Origin of the sequence: Klebsiella sp. CN_Kp097 (assembly GCF_040064495.1) — a bacterium.
GTDB classification, from domain to species: domain Bacteria; phylum Pseudomonadota; class Gammaproteobacteria; order Enterobacterales; family Enterobacteriaceae; genus Klebsiella; species Klebsiella aerogenes.
Genome location: NZ_JBEAIL010000003.1, coordinates 288,956 through 309,414, shown reverse-complemented (window position 1 = coordinate 309,414; position 20,459 = coordinate 288,956). Strand labels below are relative to the sequence as shown.

Genomic DNA, 20,459 nt, shown 5'->3' with positions numbered 1-20,459 from the left:
GACATCGCGCCGCTGTCGCAGCTCGCCCGCGCGATCGAATACATAACGCACCCCGTGCTGCTGCCCCTCGCGGAACCAGCCCCCGGCGCTCTCATTCACCGCCCGGGTCTGCGTCTGCAGGTGGCTGCCCGCCGCATCCTGCACAAACTGCCGCAGCGTACCGTCCGGCGCGGTATGGGCCGTCAAGCGCCCCACCGGATCGTAAGCGTAACGATCGCTGCCCCACAGGCTGTCATCGCGCCGGGTCAGGTTACCCAGCCTATCCCAGCTGAAGCCGCTGGCGAACAGCGGTAAATCATTCTGCAACACCTGCTGCGACGTCAGCTGGCCGAGCCGGTCGTAGGTGAAATGACGCGTCACCTCCGCCGACAGCTGCTCGCTGACCCGCCGCCCGGCCTCATCGTAACCCAGCACGATCGGCGCATCGTCATTCAGCTGGATCTGGCTCAGCCGGTCATACTCATCCATGGCGTAACGCACCTGATGACCGCTGTCGCTGCGCCGGGAGACCAGCAGGCCGCGCTCGTTATAGCCATAATGCAGCTGAAAACCGTCCTGCTCCTCCAGCAGCACCCGCCCGGCGTCATCATAGCGCCACGCCAGCCGCCGCCACGGATTCTCACACAGCACCATCCGTCCGCAGGGATCGTAATGATACTTCGCCTGCAGGGTATCGCCGCTGCGCCGCTCGCTTAGCCGCCCGCCGCGGTCGTAACCGTAGCGCACCAGCCGCCCCAGCGGATCCTCGCGGCTGATCAGCCGGTTGCCTTTATCCCAGCCATAACGGGTTATCTGTCCCCAGTAATCGGTCTCCGCGGCGATGCGCCCCAGCGCGTCGCGGTCCAGTTGCCAGCGCTGACCGTTCTGGTTGATCACCGCCAGCAGGCGATCTTCCAGGTCGTACTGATAGCCAAGCGTCGCGCCATCCGGCGTCTCGCAGGCGGCCAGCATTCCGGTGCGGTTATAACGAAAACGGGTTATCTGGCCGGCTTCATCGGTGAAGTGAAGCGGTGAATCTTCCCGGTCGTAAGCGACGCGAATTTCGCCGCCCTGCGGATTGACCATCGCCACCAGCCGATCCTTGCTGTCCCAGTGGAAACGGCTGCTGCCGCCGCCTGCGTCAATACGCTCCAGCAGGGTGCCGCGCGCGGAATGCCGCAGTTGAGTGGTTCCCGCGCCGGCCTGGCTCAGCGCCTGCAAAAAACCAAACCGATCATAGCGATAGCGACTCTGCCCGGAACCCGGCACGTCCGCCGCGCTCAGCTGCCCGTACTCATCATACTGATAGCGCGAGGTGACGCCGGTAGGGTCCGTTCCCGCCAGCAGGTTGCCGCGTTCGTCATAGTCCGAACGCCAGCAGGCGCCTTTCTCATCAATCAGCGCCAGCACATCGCCGTCTTCATTGTAGGCCGCCTGAATCTGGCTACCGTCCGGCAGATGTTCGGCGATCATTCGCCCCTGTTCATCATACTCCCAACGACGCGTGCTGCCGTCCGGCTCAATGAGTTCGACGGTGCGGCCAAAATCATCGTAGTGGAAGACGGTATTGCCGCCGGTCGGATCGATCTCCGAAACCGGCAGGCCGTTATCATCAAAGCTGACAGACGTTACATGGCCGTTGGAATCGGTGATTTCCACTTCGTTGAGCAAGTCGTGCCAGGCGAAATGGTAATCCCATACGCCGCCGTCGCCCCAGGCGTGAACCACCCGCCACTCGTCATTGAACTGGTAGTGAAAGCCCTGGCCGTTACGGTCGACATGGCTGGTCATATGGCGCAGTTGATAGTAGAAGCGCCGCGGATGCGAAAGCGCATCGATCTCCGCGCTCAACTGATTATCGCTATCGTATTCATAGCGGGTCAGCGGCGTGATCTCGTCATCCAGCGCGTTGCGCAGGCGTAGCGCCCGCAGGCGGCCATCCTGCCAGGTGACGAGGATCTCCCTGCCGCTCATGCCTCGCGTGCTGAACTCGCGAATACGCTCAAGCTCGCGCCCCTGCCAGTCGAACTGCCAGCCGTTACCGTTACGGTCCGCCAGCCGGTAAATCGCCAGCCGCCCGCACTTACCGCGAAATTGCAGCCGCGCGCTCCCTTCCTGCTCAACATGCCAGAAACATTCGCCATTGCGGGTTTCCCGCCACAGGCGGCTGCCGTCCGGCAGGCCGACAATACCCTGCTCGCGCCCGTCGGACTGCGGCAGCGCCGCAAACAGCGTCATCCCTTCCGGCTGAGTCAGCACCGCGACGCCTTCATCGCCCAGTATTTCAAGGCGGGTGTCCGCCGGGGTTGACCAGCCGTAACCGCACAGCCCTTCTTCATCGAGATCCGCCGACGAGTAGCTTCGCGTCCACGCCAGCGGCAGGCGGCCGGGTAACAGAAAATCCTCATGTTCCAGGCTCACGCTACCGTCGCGGATATCAACCGGTTCGGCGCGTAGCACCCGGCATTTTAGGACGCCGGGATCCATGTTGCGAAACAGCTTCTGGCGCAGCTTTTTAAACCGCCGCATAAACAGCCGCCACTGCGGCGTTTTTTTAACTTTCTTCAACCCCTTGCCCAACCCGCTTAACCCGGCGCGCATCAGCAGCGCCATCAGGTTGATGGTTGGCGGCCCGCCGACAATCACGTTGTTGGGAATGGCGAGATTAAACGTCAGCGGCAGCGTCAGCGAGAGCGGCTTTGGTTTGCTCAGCCGCTTCAGGCGGAACGGCGGCACCATTCCGAGGATGTTACAGCTCAGTACCGGCATGCCGATGCGGGAAAACGGTTCACCATCGACGGCGACGGTTTTGCTGCCCATAAACAGCTCGTCTTCCATCTGCGGGCCGCCGGGCGCGCGCAGCGGCGGCACCCACACGCCGCCGACCGGAATATGTACCGCAATACCGCCGGTCCCCGCGCTGGCGCGTTTGATGCTGTTGACGTGTACGGTAGTGCCCAGCAGCGGCAGATAATCAAACACGTCGAAAACGATGCCGATATGCGGCGTCGGCAGCGGCCAGGGATAAGTATGGATATCCAGGCCAAGCTGCGGGTCGAAGTGAGCGCCGGAGTGCATCAGACGCGCCTCAGAACATGGCGCGCAGCAGCGCGCGCAGGAAGGTGCGCACTTCGGTGGCGAAACCGCCGTCCGAAAGGCTTAAAAACAGGATTGCCAGCAGCGTCACGGCAACAATAATAATAATCCGGGTCTTCATAGCGGGTTGCTCCCTGCATTTTCAGTGGATGATGCATCGGTATTTCCCCAGGCAGGCAGGCTTTGCCATTCACCCGGCGGGGCATCAAAGGGGTGGGCGATCTCCGGCAGGCCGTTCCAGTGCGGATGCAGCTTCTCCCGCGCCAGGCGGATCACGCGGCGAAAGCTGTCATCGCCGCCGCGGATCAGTTTTTCCCGCGCTTCGCGGATCAGCGCGAACGCGGCTTCCAGCTGTAGCTGTAACTGCCGGTCCACGCGTTTTACCTGTTCGACGGCGGGTTCCCGCGGCAAGCGGTCTTCCGCCTGTTGGATTAAGCGCTGTTTTTCGCTTTGCCAGCGTGTCGCGCAGGCCTCAAGCGCCTCGGTCCGTCGTTTATCATGGATGCGCAGCAGATCCTGGAATGCCAGCGGCAGCGTGGTCTGGCCGCGCTCTTGCCGTGGGATCGGCTCCGCCGCCTGGATGGCGTGGGCATACTCCTCCATCGCTTTTGCCCGGTGCCCGGCGAGGTTGAGACAAAAACCGGACATCCGCCAGCCTTCTACGGCAAATACCGGGTGTGGAATGGTTTGCGCTTCGCCCGCCGCCCGGCGATAGCCTTTCGCCGCCTGGAGATACTCTTTACGCGCGAACCAGGCACCGGCCTCGCCAAAAGTGCTTTGGGTACGCAGTTGTCCTTTAAGCGCCGGGTCGGCAATTTCGCCGCTGATGGTTTGCGCCTGACGGTAGTGATCGACGGCCCGTTGATGATCGTTACCTTTCAACCAACCGCCGGCGATCAGGTTATGCATCATCGCCTGCTGGTCGGCCCAACCGCAGCGCTGGGCGACGCCGAGCGCCATACCGCCGCGCGCGGCCACCTGCGCGGCGCTGCCTTTTTCCAGCAGCAGCATGGCGTCAGCCAGATAGCGGCGAAACAGCAGGCGATCGGGATTCGGATCGCTCTGCCCGCGCGCGGTTTGATGCATCACTTTCATACTGTCGACGTCATCGGTCAGCAGCCGTACCCTGCGTGGATGCGCCTCATACAGCGGCTGCCAAATCGGTTGCTCAAGCGTGTCGATAAGTAACAGTCTGGCGTTGCACGCCTCCTGCGCCAGCCAGCCGTTCAACCAGCGGTTCAACGCCTTTTCATCGCTGACGGCGGAGGGTTTCAGCACCAACACCAGATAACGTAAATCGTCATGAAATGTCGTCGCAAAATCCTGCAGCATCTGCCGCAACTGCGCCGGGCTATAGGTTGGAAGAAAGCGTTCGGCATCCCATATAGCGGCATCCGGCGTCGCTTCGTAGTGTTCCACAAACTCGCGCCCGAGCGCCTCGCTGTAGCCATAGCCGGTCTCAAACGGCGTGGTTAGCCCCAGCAGCAGATCCGGCAGCGAGCGGCCTTCAGGATGCTGCTGCAGCGCGATAAAACCATCAAGCAGCGACTCGCCGCCGGCAGGCGTCCGCCAGATAAATAAGCGGATCTGCTCCGCCTGCTCGCTGGCGTCCAGCCAGCTAAGCTCAAGCTCGCTCATTACTTTTTCGGTCGGATTCTTCGCCGCGTTCATTCCCTTTCCCTGTCAGGCATTGAGCTCAATCTTCTTACCATTCACCATCACGCCGGCGGCGTTAATGGTGATCGTCGACCCGCCAGCGGTAATCTCCACGCTGCCGTTGCTTATCAGAATGCCGCTTTCGCCCACGTTGATATGTACGGTATCGGTAGCGCTGTCGGTTACGCTCCCTTGCGTAAAGCGGGTATCACCGCCGGTGATGCTCAGGGTACGCCCGGCGCCGATCGTCACCTCTTGCTTACTGGTGATGGTCTGCGTTTGCTTACCGGTCACGGAAATATCGTGATTGCCGGTCACTCCTAGCGTCTGGTTGCCGGTGACCTGCACGTTACGGTTCTGCTGGACGCTGACGCTTTCGTTACCCTGCACCTGACGGGTGCGATCCTGTACGACCGTCAGTGACTGCTTGCCTTCGACGGTCGCGGTATGGTCGCTTTTCACCGTGGTGGTATGGTTGCCGCTGATGGTTTCATCGCGGTTCTGCTCAACGCTTAGGGTCTCATTCCCCTTCACGCTTTCGGTACGGTTCTGCTCAACGGTGGTGGTTTCATTACCATTGATGGTTTTGCTGCGATCTTTGCCGACGGTAACGCTTTCATTGCCATCCACCGTGCGGGTGCGGTTCTGTTTGATATGGCTGGTTTCGTCTTTGCCGACGGTTTTGGTGCGGTTATTGCCGACATCATGGGTCTCGTCGTTTTCGACTTCAGTATCCATGTTGCGCTCGGCGTGCAGCCAGAGCTGCTCTTCGCCGGGTTTATCTTCAAAACGCAGGGCGTTGGCGTTGTCCGGCGAACCATCCTTTGAACGGCTCATAAAACCCATCTGCGTGGCTGCCGCCGGTAGCGCCCACGGCGGCATACTGGCTTCGTTATAGACGCGGCCAATGACAATCGGCCGGTCCGGCTCACCGTTAATAAAGTCCACCACCACTTCATCACCGACGCGTGGGATCTGCACCCCGCCGTAACCCTGGCCGGCCCAGGCGCTGGAAACGCGCACCCAACAGGAGCTATTTTCATCGCCCTGGCTTTCGCGGTCCCAGTGGAATTTCACCTTAATCCGGCCATATTTATCGGTCCAGATCGATTCTCCTTTCGGCCCTACCACGCGGGCGGTTTGCGGCCCGTAGGTGCGCGGCCAGTCGGTCCTTGACGCAGGGACAAATGGCGTCGCGGCGGGAATAACGGTGAATGCGATGCGGTGCTGCGCGGTATTTCCGCCACCGGAGGCATACTGATTCTCTTCAAAATCATAGCGGGCGCCCACCACCAGCCATTTAGCGTTATCAGCCATGTTAGGCGCATGCGTCAGGGTAAACGTGTGTCCCGGGACGATACCGGTCGCGGTGGCGATACCCTGCGTTTGCTGCTGTTCGGCCTGCCAGGACTGCTGACGAATACGGGCGTAGGCTTCGCCGTCGCCGTGCTCCATAAAGCGCCCCGGCCAGTCGTAAACGTCGATTTTGCCCGGTGTCGGCGAGACCGGATTCTGCAGCGTTTGCAGCATCCAGGCGTGGGGCTTGCGAAAATCATAGTCATCGGTGCTGTAAAGCCCCGGCGTGACGACGTGGCTCGCCATCAGCTGGCTGATGCCCTCTTCGCCGACCGCGCCGCCGCCCGGTTGCGCATGCCAGGGAATAGTTTCATAACCGGGGAAGGATTCAGCCTGCTGATAGTCATCCATCAGCACCAGGGTATGGCCGTCTTTATCGTGGCGGAACAGATAGCTAATACCTTCCAGCTCCAGCAAACGGCTGATGAAATGGAAGCTGCTTTCCGCATACTGCACACAATAATCCCACTGCCGGTAGCTACGCGTAAGTTTGTCCTCAAACTTAACGTTATGCTCGCTAAACAGTTTGGCCACGATATCCGGCACCCGCTGCTGCTGGAAAATACGGAAGTTGCGGTCGCGCATCATCGGCCAGAAATCGGGTTCCAGCGTGGTCTGATAGACGGCGTAGCGCGTCTCGCCAAGATCTTCGGCGCGTACGGTAACGGCGGTGATTTTGCCGGAAAGATAACGCACCTGTCCCCATTGGCCGGGAACCGCCACCGTCATGTTTTTGCCGAGCATGGCCTGACGGTCGATAGCAAAATCCTGGCTGAGTAAATCGACCTGAAAGTGGAAAGGTTCGGACAGTTTCTCCTGCCCGCTGAATTTCCAGAATAATAACGAGGAGCTGTCGACAGATGACAGGATCGATATCCGATTAACCATATGGATTCCTTTATGGTGCAGGCAGCCGCGGGGCTAATTCCTTAAGATTAATAAATTATCCTGAATATTTATCAGAAGTCATCTCTCTGCCCGAGATTTCACCCAGGAATACTCTTAATTATTCAACTCTGTGCTTTTGTTCATCTTTATACCGTCATTATTAGTAGTGGAGCTTTCTTAACAGGCGTTAATTACTGGTTTGACTTATTAGAAACGGTAATGAGGTAAGTCTGAAAATAGTCTCCTGGCGCGAAGAAATATGTTTAAACCGGCCCGGACGCTTTAAAATAACCGCGGCTGCGAACTGCCATCACAGCCATTTGCTCACCGGCCTGCTCTTGCATACGGTCGGCCGGTGAGCAATCCCTGGTCGTTAATCGCTCAGACATCCCCTGTCTCGTTAATATCAGATCCTTTACCTCAGTCATATTCAGATTGTTTTTACATAAAATCGTCGCGCTATTTTCGCCAGCTAAACGGCGCAGTCGCTAATATTAGCGATGAGGTAATCTATTGTTTATCAATCGGCTTCAGACATAAAACCCCCCGCCTGCCGGGCGCTGGCGCAGGTTTTGATAAGGTACGACCCTCTTGATCTCTGCCATCGATCTACAATACTGTATATACATACAGTAAAGATAATCGGTGATCATCATGCAGTTTTTCACACTAACCGAACTACGCCAGATCGTGGCACTCCCCCTGTTCAGCGATCTTGTTCCCTGCGGTTTTCCTAGCCCCGCGCAGGATTATGTTGAACGGCGTATCGACCTGAATGAACTGCTGATTCAGCATCCTGGCGCCACCTACTTTGTGAAATCAAGCGGTGACTCAATGATTGGCGCTGGCATTGGTGATGGTGATTTACTGGTGGTGGATAGCTCCCGCAAGGCCGTCCATGGCAGCATCGTTATTGCCGCAGTGGATGGGGAATTCACGGTTAAGCGCCTCCAGTTACATCCTGTTGTCATGCTAAAACCTGATAATCCCGCCTACCAGCCGATTATGCCAGGCAGTGAAGAGTGTCTGGAAATCTTTGGCGTGGTGACCTACATCGTGAAATCGGCGGGCTGATCGTGTTTGCCCTGTGTGATGTGAACTCATTCTATGCTTCCTGTGAAACCGTCTTTCGCCCGGACTTACGCGGCCGCCCGGTGGTTGTTTTGTCCAATAATGACGGGTGTGTGATTTCACGTTCTGCGGAAGCCAAACCGTTTGTGAAAATGGGTGAACCGTACTTTAAACAAAAAGATATCTTCAGACATCATGGCGTGGTTTGCTTCAGTAGCAACTATGAACTCTACGCCGATATGTCCAACCGGGTAATGACGACGCTTGAAGAGATGTCGCCTCGCTGTGAAAAATACTCCATTGATGAAGTTTTTTGCGATCTTACCGGCGTGCGTAACTGCCGCGTTCTTACCGAATTTGGACATGAGCTCAGAGCCACGGTGCGGCAACGCACACACCTGACGGTGGGCGTCGGAATAGCCCAGACAAAAACGCTGGCTAAACTGGCGAATCATGCGGCAAAACGCTGGCAACAGCAGACAGGAGGCGTGGTTGACCTGTCGAATGCGGAGCGGCAAAGAAAATTGATGGCGGCGCTACCGGTGGAAGAGGTTTGGGGAGTGGGTCGACGCATAGCGAAGAGGCTTGAAACGATGGGGATCCGGACGGTATTGCAGCTGGCTGACACGGATATCCGCTTCATCAGGAAACACTTTAATGTCGTACTGGAAAGAACCGTCCGTGAATTACGCGGCGAGCCCTGTCTCGAGCTGGAAGAGTTTGCCCCGGTAAAGCAAGAGATTATCTGTTCCCGTTCGTTCGGCCATCGCATCACCGAGTACGAAGAAATGCGTCAGGCCATCTGTAGTTACGCTTCCCGGGCTGCAGAGAAACTTCGTCAGGAACATCAATACTGCCGGTTTATCTCCGTCTTTGTAAAAACGTCGCCCTTCGCGCCTGATGAACGGTATTACGCCAATAATGCCTCGGTCACCCTGCTTACCCCAACGCAGGACAGCAGAGATATTATCGCCGCCGCGACGCGTTGTCTGGATGCCATCTGGCAAAGTGGCTGTCGGTACCAGAAAGCCGGGGTGATGCTGGGCGATTTTTATAGCCAGGGCGTCGCGCAACTTAATCTGTTTGACGAAAATGCGCCGCGAAAAAATAGCCAAAAACTGATGGAGGTGCTGGACCGCCTGAATGCTGAGGACGGACGTGGGACGCTTTACTTCGCCGGCCAGGGTATCCAGCAACCGTGGCAGATGAAGCGGGAAATGCTCTCCCCGCGATACACCACCCGATATAGCGATCTGCCCACGGTTAAATGATTCCCCGACAGGCCAAACCTTAAATAAAATCAGGTTTGGCCATCATGGCGTCCGTCAGGTTATTTATGGAATATAAAATTGCGCAGCGCGTTTCTCACTTCTCCTTCCGCGGTTGCAGAACAAGTTGATGATGGCTGGCCTCAATGACGCGCGCGCGGTCCGGGTCAAGATCCTCACGGGCAAGCACCAGCTTCCAGTCGTTTTTCGTCAGATCCGGCGCCCGGAACAGCGCCTCCACGGCAACATACTGCGCCTGTTCATCCAGCGGCATGGTGAGACTCATCGCCGTTCCCGGTTTGAGCACCAGGCTGCGGCTGGCCAGTTGGTCGTCTTTTAATATCTCCTCCCCCTCCGCCGCCAGCTGCTGGTAAACCGTCTTATCGAAAGTCTTGCGATCCTTCAGCACATAGACCCGCACCATCACCGGCTGGGAGGCGCTGTTATCCTCACGGTTATCGGTGTTTAACGCATTGCGCGCGCTAAAATCCAGACGCAGCGTTTTCACCTGGCGATAAAATACTGACTTTACGGCGGACGAAGCGCCGTCGCTGATTTTCTGTGTTAGCCCGCAACCCGCCAGCATGAATGGCAGAAGAATCAGTGCGGATAGTTTAAGCGAAGTGATATGCAACACGTTGGTTTCCTTGTGATAATGATGCAAGCGGCATGCCGCGGTAGCCGCCCAGTTCCGTGGTAAACGTGGCCGGTAAATCCGGCGGAACCGCGTCCCCTTCCATGCCCAGAACGCCGCTGATGCCGAGCATAAACGGCGATTCACCGAGTACCGGCGCGGGTAACAGCGGCGTGGGAAGCGTTAAGGTGATTTTGGCCTTATAGCGCCAGCCGAGATAAACCCGCAGCAGAACCAGAAAGTCCGCATAGATTTGCCCTTCCGGCATCCAGCCTGCGGCCTCGGCGATATCATCGGTGTACAGCGCGATCAGCAACTGGCTGGCAATCTCGGTCGTTTCATCGCCCAGCACCGTGTAGCCATCAAGCAGGAAATCGTTATCGCCGTAAAAACCCAGCGGCTGCGCCGGGTACACCGTCCGTGGGCAGTGCGGCGACGCTTCCGCCCGCGTATGGGGCGCCAACAATCGTACCAGCGCCTGAATCCCCTCTTCGGTACGCGCGGGCAGGCGCATCACGCTGAGTAATGCCAGAAAGCGAGATACCGGCGCGGCAATATGCTGAGCGGTGCCGGGAATGCCAAGCCCGATCAGCCCCAGCAGGCTCTGTGAAGTACGGTCGCGACCGCCGTCTTCAAAGGTTGCCGGATACGAGTATTTGCGCCAGATGCGATAAAACTGGCTCAGAATGCGGTGGTTAAAAATATCGAGAAATGCTTCCTGCGCCTCATGCCCTTCTCTTTGCTGCGCAATATCATCCAGCCAGGCGGTGGGCAACGGCGAATCGACACCGTATAGCCCCATAAAGGTGGTGCGCAGCGTCGGCGGCGCGTCGGGATGCGCCTCATCATACTCCACCGCTTTGAGTTCGCTGACCGGAAAACCCATCCCCGGATGCGGGCGAAAGCGTACCGGATCATCCGCCGGGTTTAGCGTGCTGCCTAATGCCGGCGCGCCAGGTCGCGATTTTTCCAGTAGCTGGCAGAAGCGGTAAAAGTTGATGCGCTGAATATCCCGCTCCAGCCGCGGGCTCAGCCGGGAATGCGGCGTTTGTGGTTCTCCAGCCATTCGAGACGCTCTCCGGTAGGTTGCAGTATCAGAATCAGACGATTAAACAGATGGATATCGGTATACAGGGCAAAGAAGCGGTTGAGCATCTCGCCAAACAGGCAGATGTCGCCGTGCCCGGCGAAGCCGTTACCGTCGAGCGTCACCTCTATCTGCACGCCGCGTAGAAAGTGCCCCTCGGCAAAACGTTCCACCTCACAGTGGCTCACGTCGACGATCGCCTGCAGGCGACGGCGGTTCATTTCGTTGTCCGTCCAGTCGTACAACGCCAGCGCGCCGCGCAACACCTCGGCGTTATCCATCATCCACAGGAAGCTGCTACCGAGATGGCTCAGCACCCGCCAGTGAAAACGGTCGCGATCCGGTGGATAACACGGCAACGTCGGCGCGCTGAGATTGCACACCTGGAGTCGCGACGTTGTGGATTTGACCACCGTGTCCAGCAGCGTGCTTTGCAGCGCCCGCCGCGGCAACTGGCCGTTGGTGCCGATCAGGCTCAATGACAGGGTTTCATTCTGCGGCACGCGATGCTGGTCAAACGCCTCGCCGCCCAGCGTCAGCCAGGTATCATGCAGCCCGGACGGGCCACGTTTAACGCGCGTGTGGTAATAATATTCCGGCGCATCATGGCGCAACATGCCGCCTTTGTGGCGAAAACTGGTAAACGGCACATACACTTGGGTGCCGGAAAGACGTGAAGAGGTGACGGACTCCACCGAATAGATTTCGGTGTGTCCATCCTGGACGCGCATGGGGCGCAGCAAATACTCACTTTGTAGTGAATCCAGATGCAGTGGATCCGACTCCAGCGGGAACAGGTTAATAACCGGGCTGCAGTGTAGGCGCAGATGTTTCTCTGACAACGCGTATTCCTGCGGCCACGGTTTATCCAGTACAACCTCTATCTCAAACCATCCCGGCGCATCAGGAAACGTCATATTCTCCAGCCCGCACAGCGCGACCGACATAAACTTTTCACGAAAGCTGAAATACTCCAGCAGCAACTGGTAGCCGCTGAACCCGCCGCTTTGGGGCAGCAGCGCATCATCATGGCCAAAACCGCAAACGGCAAAATGGGCCGCCAGCGGCCTGCTATCGGCCTCCCCCGCCAGACGTATGCCGATGCGCGCCACATTCAGGGTCAGCGCTTCATGCAGCGCGCAGGCCAATGGCGCATCGGCATTCAGATACAACGGAATACGGCTCAGGTCTAGCGCCCGCCAGTCCACCAGCGCGCTACAGTCAAAACGCAGACAAATCGCCTGGCGGCCGTCGGCCTGCGCCCTGACGCTGGCGCGGGAGAGCGCGAGCGGCTGTAAGGTTAGCGGCTGGGTCGTGGTGTAACGGCAGCGGGTGCCCGTCTCGCCGATGGGCCGGGAGATCACTTCCGTTCCCTTCTTCAGCCGCTGCGGCTCTTTCATCTCCCGCCAGTCGACGCTGAACTCGACCATCGCCAATGACGGAATGGTACGGAGATAATGCGGCCAGATCATACTCACCAGCCCGCCGGTCAGCTCCGGCAGGTCGTCGTCGAGCTTTTCGCGCAGCCGCCCCATCAGGAAAGCAAAACCTTCGAACAGGCGCTCAACATAGGGATCGCGGGCGCCGGCTTTATCGAGGTTTAACGCCGCGGCGCGATCGGGATGGGCGCGGGCAAACTCCTCGCCAGCCTCACGCAGATAGCGCATTTCAGCGTCAAAATAACGCAGAGTTAAATCGTCCATGGAATATCTCAGATGTCAGAATTGAAAAACTCGCTGCTTGTAAAGCAGCGCTTGCAGCGTGAATGTCGGCCCTTATTCCTCTACGTCACCGTCAGCAAACGGTTCCGCACGGGAGGCCTCCACAATGAAAATCTGTGTCGGCAACGTGAAGTTTCGCAGTTTCAGCAACGCCAGCGGGCCATCGCCGAGTTCGGTACGCAGCAGCCACTGCAGTTGCCGGTTATCCGGCGTATTGACCGTCAGGCGAAACAGCCCATCGCCGATCTGCTGGCGCTTCATTCTCTCCAGCATACGCAGCGTGCCCCACGGGCCGCTGTCGTTCGCCAATAGCCGAGCGCCCGCCGCCACTGAGCTCCAGCTCAGCATCGCGCCGGGTTTGTTGATAGTCCCCGGCCAGCGGAAACTTTTCCATTCGGCAAGCTGGTTAAAGTAGTGCAGATTCTGGCCGTCGAGGGTGAGTTGCGTTTCAACAATGCCCGGCGTCGCCCCCCCCTGTAGTTCAAACCCCATTCCCTGACTGCCGTCGGTAAACAGGATGTCGGACAAGGAACTCAGTTGATTAATCGCCTTCAGGAAGGCCGGATTGAAAGTCAGCCCCTGACTATGCGCGCTATCGGCCACCCAGCGGCTACCCTCCCGGTTGAGCACGCCGCCCAACTCTCGGGCAAGAAACTGGTCGATTCGCCCGCTATCGCGACGGATGAATGCCGCCAGCATCGGTAGCGAGACATCGTTTTTGCCCGCGGCAAACGGATAGCGGCCGTCGAAAACCGAATGCCAGTTAGCGACCACAGAACGCTGCCACGCCTCGTTCAGGCTGGCCGCCGATGGCTGCAGCACCGTTTCCCAGGCCTGCGTCAGCGGCTGGACGAACATGGTCTGGCCGAAACCGCTCCACTCTTCGCCGAGGCTGGCCGCCACCAGGCTGCCGTACTCCTGGGTGTCGGTCAGGTCGACGCTTTTGCCCTGGAACACGGTCTGCGCCAGCTGCTGCATCATCGCCTGCGGGTCGGGGGCGTTTGCCACCTGCTGGAGCCGCAGGCGTACGCGGGTCAGGCGCGTCAGCCAGGTCTGTAAACTAAGGGTGCTGTCTGCGGCGACCACGCTTTGAGAGGGATTTTTGCCCATCAGCGCCAGCAGCGGCCCAAAGGTACTCTCCAGCGGGCCGCGCACGCCGCCGGCCTGCTGATCGATAAACGGCTGCTTATCCTTATCGAGTAGATTTTTAGCCGACTTCACCAGCGAATCCGCCACACCCTCACGCTGCTGCCCGGTCTGCCCCTGCCAGGCAAGGGTATTCATCAACGCAATCAGCGGCGACTGACGAACGTCGCCCGTCAACGTCAGCTGATCGGTCACATCGGCAATATTGCGCGCCGGATTCAAGCGGATGCTATTGAGAAAACCCAACCACGCCCCGGCGAAATCGGTGAAATAGCGATCGGTCAGCCGCTGTTTCAACGCCTCCGGGGAGACGTCGCCGCTGACGGTCTGGCGGCTATCGCTCAGCACCCAGTCGATCTCATCGCGCCTGGTCGCCACCGCCTTATCGATCGCCTCGCGCACGCCGCCCTCCCACGCCTGGCGGGTAAACATCCCCGGCACCACCTCTTCCGTGGTAAACAACCGGCTGGCATTGGTCTGCGGCGTCATGTCTTCCAGCGTCATGTCGGCATAGTTACGGCGCACCTGCAGCAGCATGTTCTCGTAAAGCGTGCTTTCGGCGTTGCGCCGCCCGATTTGCGCCAGCAGCACCTGACGCGCTTGCGTCACCAGCGCGGCGTCCGGGGTGATTCTCCACGTCGGCTGCGACGGCAAGTTGTCCATATAGAAGCCCCATAAATCGGGGGCGATGCTCTGCCATAGCGCCGGGGCGACTCCCTGACGCGTCTGCTGCGCGGCGGTCATTGCCTGGCGGTAAAACGCCGCATCGGCTTTGTCCGGACGCGCCATCATCAGATAGGCCTTTAACTGGTCATAACCCGCTTTCGCCAGCTGCGCCCGCTGCGGGCTGCGCGGCGGCAGGTTGACCAACACCGTCAGTTGCCGGGTCAGCGCCTGCGCCGCGGCGTCGCGGATCAGACGCTGGTTAGCCCGCCCATACCACGGCAGCAGCGCGGCAGAAAGCGGCGCATTATGATTAAGACCAAAGCGCTGATACCAGGGCGTGCCGTTGGCGAGCTGATTCTGTAGACGGCCGATATCGTTGCGCAGCACCTGCAAATCGATCAGATGCTGGTCGTTAACGACGGGCTGCCGCAGCAGCTGTACCCGCTGGGTGGCGCTGACAATTTGCTGGCGGTTGACGATAAAAGAGAGCAGGCTTCCCGCCGCCCACAGAGCAATCAGCGCCAGCAGGCCGACGCCGAGGGAGCGGCGCCACGCCCCCCCCACCGGCACGCCGCGCGCGCGGCCGCAGTCTGCGATGATCCCCTGCCAGACGGCCGGGGCCGACCAACGGTGGGGATAGAGCCCATTGTCCACCGCTTCTTCCGCCTTTAACGAGGGGCTGAACAGCAGACCACGGAGCGGGATCTGTTGCAGATGCCCGGTAAGCCACGGCGTCAGTAGCGTCTTCCAGCCGCTGATACCACCCTCCTTCAGCCATTTAGCGACACGCAGCAGGTAATCGTGGGACGAATCAGCGCACAACTGCTGGGTCCCCTGCGCCAGCATGGCGGGCAGAATGGCGCGAAGCTGCCGTTCAACATCCTGCGGGACGGCCCGCGGCGGGAACAACGCCCCCAGCGTCTGGGTAATGCGCGTATCCTGCGGCCAGTCGCTGTCGTGGAGTTGCCACAGATAGACCGGCGGATGGTAGCGCAGAACCTGCGCAACCTGCTCCAGCGTTCGCAAATACCCGTCCAGAGTCGCGGCGGTGGCCTGAGCATTGTCCAGCGCCAGCACGATACCATCCAGCGGCCGGCGGCCGCGCAGCCGACGCAGGGCGCTGAGCCGCTCGTTATCCACCGTCGCCGACAGGCTACCGCCGTGAATTAGCACCGTACCGCGGCCCTCCAGCCATTGCTGTTGCGCAAGGCCTGGAGCGATGGCGGCAATCTGCGCCGCCTCGCCAGCGACCCACAGCAGGCGGACCTTATTGCGCCACAATCGGCCGTAGCGGCGACGGAGAAAGTGCTTTAAGGACGCAAACGGCTGCGCCGGTTTTGTCTGCTGGCTAATAAAAGTCCGCGTCTGACGCTGTTGCCCATCGGCTTTTTGCCTGATAAACAGGTGGAAAGCAATAAAGCCCAGTATCCAGAGACAGAGACCATACGCCCAGATCAGGCCACAGACGGTCAATATCTCGCGGATCGCCGTCCACTGCAGCGTGCGGTTGGCGTGCCAGTTCCACCATCCCAGACCGCCCAGCAGGACCACAATTGTCCAGACGGCAAGACACAGGGTCGCGGTAGCCGCTACGGTCATTACCGCGGCATTTTTTTCCTTGAACATAAAATTGATGATTCCCTTAGCCACGGGCGTGCATCATCACGCCCGTATAGCGTTATTAAGGATACTTAGCGGATATAATGAATATGGCGATAACGAATTAAGGCAGCAGTATTTTAAAAGCCTCGCTTTTTATATCGCGATATATTTTCCCCAGCACGCCCGATACCGTATTCAAATCTTTCATATCCGTTCTCGCCTGCACTAATATATCGCCAACATTAATATCAATAATCGCTTTTACCCGCTGGCCAAATTGTTTCACCGAATCCCACGTATCATCATCGTTATCGTAAATCGTCCGCGACGCAAAATAACCGTGGGAAAACGAGGAGTGCAGCGGGTCGTGATTATATTTAGCCAGCGTGTCATGCACGTAGTTATCGTAAAAATCCAGCATCGTCGGCGAGCCCATCAGCGCCGCCCGCCGGGCATCGCCGCTTTTCTTGATCTGGATATATTCCGACTCCTGCGCCGCCACCAGCGGACCGCCAAGCTGGTTGGTCTGCGTGGTGGGGATCACATCCAGCAGCACCTGGCCCAGCAGCGCCACGATACCGGTATGGGCAAAGTCATAGCCCCACGCCGCGCGATCCAGACGATCCTTATCGATAAACGGCACTTCTCGCGGCCCTTCGCTTTCCGCGGGCGCCGCCGCCGACGGCAGCGCGCTGGTCTGCTCATTCAGCGCCTGCTGATAAAAAGGTTTGCGCTGATAATACTTATCGGCGTATTGCGGGCTGGCAAAGCGCTCGGTGCGCCAGGCGGTAATCCAGCTCAGCTGGTCCGCCAGCATCACCTCCAGCGCTTTGGCCTTCAGCGGCACATACACCGGATCCGGCAGTTTGCCCAGCGGGCCGTTCTCCGGCGGCTTCGCGGCGGCGGCTTTCGCCTTATCGCCATCCGCCTTGTCGTGAGCCGCCTTCAGCGCGGCAACCGGATCCCGGCCCTGGGCCACGGCGATGGCCACCACCTCCGCCTCATTGACGGCCGGCGTTTCGGTCTTCGCCCCCGCCTGCTGCGCCCCGGCCTGCTGCCAGGCGTTAAACAGGGCGATCGCCTGGGCGGAGATTTTGAATTGTTTTAATACGTCACCTTGCATTATCCGATAGGTTTTCTCTTTAGCCCCGCCAGGCATCACCTCCTCAGGTACGCTCAGCGGCGCCCCGGCATCAAAGGCGGCGGCATACATATCGTGCAGCACAACCTTTGACAGCAGGCTGGCGGCATCGGTCTGTACCTTACCGAGTTCGGTGGGTTTACAGTCACCGCCGACATCGGCATGCATCCCGGGGTAGACCACCTCCACCGCCCCGGCCGGGTATTTACCGTCCGGCCCGCGGATAGAGTCCAGCGGCAGGTCGCCGTGCTGCTCGTGGCCGGCGACAAAGTGGTAGCAGCTTTTTAAGAAGCCTTTGGTGGTCGGCAGCCGCAGGCTGTTGGCCGCCCAGCCCAGATGCCCGGTGGCCGACGGCAGGATATGCGGCACGCCAACCGCAGAGACCGTATCCAGCAGCCCCATAAACTCGATACTGATGGGGATACCCAGCAGGGTCGGACCGCCGGGCACCACCGTTCCCGCCGGCAGCATATTTGTCGCATCGAGCGGCATTTTTGCATCATCAAGCAGCGACTCCAGCCCGCGGGCGAAGGCGCGGGCGGTGGCGGCCCCCCGGCAGTAGCCGTAGACGAACAGCTTGATTTTGGCGATGCGCCGCTGCGAGCGCTGGATATGCAGCCGCGTGGGCTGCCGCGGCCACTGATTGACCACGGCACCCAGATGCTTGTTGCAGAACTCATCGAGCGCGCTTTTACGGTTGAACTTCTGGGTCAGCCGCGAGAAGGGCCAGACGGTGGCCATACTTTGCCGATATCTGGTCAGTTCGCTGTCTTTGATCGCGGTTTTGTTCACCGCATAGCAGATGCTGCTGTAGGTTTTTAGCAGTGCCTGATTGATACGGTCCTCACCGCCGTTGGCAAACAGTTCGCCGTCCAGCGAGTAGTGCTCTTCGCCAATCTCCGGAAAGCGCGCCCCACAGCCGGGAAAGTAGTAACTGAAGTAACCGTCATCTTCAGCTGGCGGTGACTGGCCACTCCAGTTCGCGGCATGATAGAGCCGGCCGATATTGGTCAGCGGCGGGTTACGTGACCCGTAGACCTCATCAGCCCCCTCTTTATTACAGCAGGTACCGTCGAAGAACAGGCTGATATGCAGGCTGGCCGGGCAGCCCGGTTCCGTCTTTTTATCCGATTGATGATCGGACTCCCCGATATATCCCTCCAGGTACTGCCTGGCGTAGTTACCTTCGGTCTGTGTTCTGCTCGCCGGCAGGCGGCCGCGCTCGTTGTATTCGGCTTTGTGCTGCACAGAGTTATCGGCAGGCTTTTCTCCCTTTTTATCATCCGGCCCGGGAAACTTCGGCGGTAAACTGGCCGCTTCTGCGGTGGAGGTTTTGACCGCGACCGGAGTGGCGCCGGTCTGGAAGGCCGCAATAAGCGCCTTCAGGGCACTCAACGTGGAGTCTGCGGTGTCGGACATACGATGTTCTCCTTAACGTGATTATAAAGTATATTTTGTGCTTTTTTATTTCCGTCAGGGTCAGGCTGTATTGGGTATTCAGGGGCCGCTCGACCATAGCAGGAACGCACTATCCGCACTTTATCGCAGGGGAAAATATGGATATCAAAGCCGCAGGCCTGATCCTCCTCCCAGCGTTCAATAGGCACCGTGATCGGCCCATGGCGCTGATAGTGAGTTTCATAATCATCCGGCATCTCACTGGATTTCATCCAGGAGTTAGGGTCAGAGGTCCAGGTGATTTTTGCCGTCAGGCCCGGACGCCAGACATCTGGCACCATCACGCAGCAGAAGCCGCCGCCGCCGCCGTAGGAGTTCGCTCTTGGCCCGCCGTAGCCGTTGACCTCCACCGAAACGATAGCGTCCGGGCCGTGGTTTAAGACAGCTATGTCGGCGGCGCTCATGCCGTCGCGACTGTGATCGCGACAGGCCGTCAGCAGGCAGAGAAAAACGGCGGCCAGCACCGTCAGCCCGCCGGGAAAAATACGGATATGCTTTATCATTGATGTGTCCTTACAAAAGAAATTAAATGCGTTGTTATTAAGAAATGGCGTAATGACAGAATTGTATTTTTGCTGATATATATACCTCCCGAATATTTGTGATAATGATATTTGTAGCGGTCAAATAAATTTGGCCGCTACAGACATTAATACCGGTTTTCCAAATGATAAAATCGGGCGATATTGGTCAGCGGCGGGTTACGTGACCCGTACACCTCATCGGCTCCCTTTTCATTACAGCAGGTACCGTCGAAGAACAGGCTGATATGCAGGCTGGCGGGACAGCCCGGCTCCGTTTTTTTGTCCGATTGATGTTCAGACTCCCCGACATATCCTTCCAGATACTGCCTGGCATAGTTGCCTTCGGCCTGCGTTCTGCTCGCCGGCAGGCGGCCGCGCTCGTTGTATTCGGCTTTCTGTAGCACAGAGTTATCGGCAGGCTTTTCTCCCTTTTTATCATCCGGCCCGGGAAAATTCGGCGGTAAACTGGCCGCTTCTGCGGTGGAGGTTTTGACAGCGACCGGGGTGGCACCGGTCTGGAAGGCCGCAATAAGCGCCTTCAGAGCACTTAACGTGGAGTCTGCGGTATCGGACATACAATTTCCTCCCTGATATGTTTGATAAGTATTTTCTGAGCTCTTTGCTTCCAGTCTGGTGGCGACTGGGGAACCGGATACCCCGGCTGTCCAGGTGGTATGCAGGAACGGACTATCCGCACCTTATCGCAGGGGAAAATATGTACATCAAAGCCACATCCCTGACCTTTTTCCCAGCGTTCAATGGGCACGGTAATCGGCCCGTGGCGCTGGTAATGACTCGCATGATCATCAGGGATGTGCTTCGGGTCTATCCATGCGTTAGGATCGGAGGTCCAGGTGATTTTTGCCGTCAGCCCCGGGCGCCAGACATCAGGCACCATCACACAGCAGAAGCCGCCTCCGCCGCCGTAGGAGTTAGCACCTGGCCCGCCGTAGCCATTCGCCTGCACCGAAACGATGGCGTCCGGACCGTGATTGTAGAGGTTTAAATCGGCGCCGCTCATGCCGTCGCGACTGTGGTCGCGACAGGCCGTCAGCAGGCAGAGAAAAGCGACGGTCAGCACCACCAGTCCGCCGGGCAAAATACGGATATGCTTTATCATTGATGTGTCCTTACAAATTTAAAATGATGGCTTATTAATAAATGAC

14 protein-coding genes are annotated in these 20,459 nt (G+C 58.7%); 2 read left to right on the top strand and 12 right to left on the bottom strand.

What is annotated here, in order from left to right:
• The 4 genes from ABLV07_RS05650 to tssI form a co-directional block, all read right to left on the bottom strand.
• A partial coding sequence (locus ABLV07_RS05650; RefSeq protein WP_348861418.1) for a DUF6531 domain-containing protein occupies positions 1–3,057 on the bottom strand: 3,057 nt, incomplete at its 3' end.
• A gap of 10 nt (positions 3,058–3,067) precedes the next feature.
• Positions 3,068–3,196, bottom strand: a complete 129-nt coding sequence (locus ABLV07_RS05645; protein ID WP_015366119.1) for a hypothetical protein — start codon at positions 3,194–3,196, stop codon at positions 3,068–3,070.
• Complete coding sequence (locus ABLV07_RS05640; protein WP_348853584.1) at positions 3,193–4,746, bottom strand: hypothetical protein; 1,554 nt, start codon at positions 4,744–4,746, stop codon at positions 3,193–3,195. Before ABLV07_RS05640 ends, ABLV07_RS05645 begins: the two co-directional genes overlap by 4 nt.
• Positions 4,747–4,758: 12 nt before the next feature.
• A complete protein-coding gene (gene tssI / locus ABLV07_RS05635; protein ID WP_015705807.1) occupies positions 4,759–6,975 on the bottom strand; it encodes a type VI secretion system tip protein TssI/VgrG in 2,217 nt (738 codons plus the stop codon).
• Positions 6,976–7,629: 654 nt separating this feature from the next.
• On the opposite strand from tssI, the gene ABLV07_RS05630 reads away from it, so the two are divergent.
• Positions 7,630–8,049: a translesion error-prone DNA polymerase V autoproteolytic subunit gene (locus tag ABLV07_RS05630; protein ID WP_015705808.1), complete on the top strand. Its 420-nt coding sequence runs from the start codon at positions 7,630–7,632 to the stop codon at positions 8,047–8,049.
• Between the two features lie 2 nt (positions 8,050–8,051).
• The gene (locus ABLV07_RS05625) at positions 8,052–9,317 is read left to right on the top strand and encodes a Y-family DNA polymerase (protein WP_015366112.1); all 1,266 of its coding nucleotides are present in this window, start codon (positions 8,052–8,054) and stop codon (positions 9,315–9,317) included.
• A 94-nt stretch (positions 9,318–9,411) separates the two neighbouring features.
• Here ABLV07_RS05625 and tssJ read toward each other — a convergent pair whose 3' ends face one another.
• The 8 genes from tssJ to ABLV07_RS05585 form a co-directional block, all read right to left on the bottom strand.
• On the bottom strand, positions 9,412–9,951 hold the full coding sequence (gene tssJ / locus ABLV07_RS05620) for a type VI secretion system lipoprotein TssJ (RefSeq protein ID WP_348853582.1): 540 nt from the start codon (positions 9,949–9,951) through the stop codon (positions 9,412–9,414).
• Positions 9,929–11,014, bottom strand: coding sequence for a type VI secretion system baseplate subunit TssG (gene tssG, locus ABLV07_RS05615; protein ID WP_032714762.1), 1,086 nt, complete (start codon positions 11,012–11,014; stop codon positions 9,929–9,931). The genes tssJ and tssG overlap by 23 nt, the downstream gene beginning before the upstream one ends.
• Positions 10,978–12,738 (bottom strand): type VI secretion system baseplate subunit TssF, encoded by a 1,761-nt coding sequence (gene tssF, locus ABLV07_RS05610; protein ID WP_047077237.1) that lies wholly within the window; start codon positions 12,736–12,738, stop codon positions 10,978–10,980. Before tssF ends, tssG begins: the two co-directional genes overlap by 37 nt.
• 72 nt (positions 12,739–12,810) lie before the next feature.
• On the bottom strand, positions 12,811–16,194 hold the full coding sequence (locus ABLV07_RS05605; RefSeq protein WP_348853580.1) for an ImcF-related family protein: 3,384 nt from the start codon (positions 16,192–16,194) through the stop codon (positions 12,811–12,813).
• A 97-nt stretch (positions 16,195–16,291) separates the two neighbouring features.
• Complete coding sequence (locus tag ABLV07_RS05600) at positions 16,292–18,730, bottom strand: DUF2235 domain-containing protein (RefSeq protein ID WP_042893473.1); 2,439 nt, start codon at positions 18,728–18,730, stop codon at positions 16,292–16,294.
• Complete coding sequence (locus tag ABLV07_RS05595) at positions 18,703–19,272, bottom strand: DUF3304 domain-containing protein (RefSeq protein ID WP_015705817.1); 570 nt, start codon at positions 19,270–19,272, stop codon at positions 18,703–18,705. Before ABLV07_RS05595 ends, ABLV07_RS05600 begins: the two co-directional genes overlap by 28 nt.
• A gap of 146 nt (positions 19,273–19,418) precedes the next feature.
• Positions 19,419–19,868 (bottom strand): hypothetical protein, encoded by a 450-nt coding sequence (locus ABLV07_RS05590; RefSeq protein ID WP_032708429.1) that lies wholly within the window; start codon positions 19,866–19,868, stop codon positions 19,419–19,421.
• A complete protein-coding gene (locus ABLV07_RS05585) occupies positions 19,841–20,413 on the bottom strand; it encodes a DUF3304 domain-containing protein (RefSeq protein ID WP_126027298.1) in 573 nt (190 codons plus the stop codon). The genes ABLV07_RS05590 and ABLV07_RS05585 overlap by 28 nt, the downstream gene beginning before the upstream one ends.
• Between the last annotated feature and the right edge of the window lie 46 nt (positions 20,414–20,459).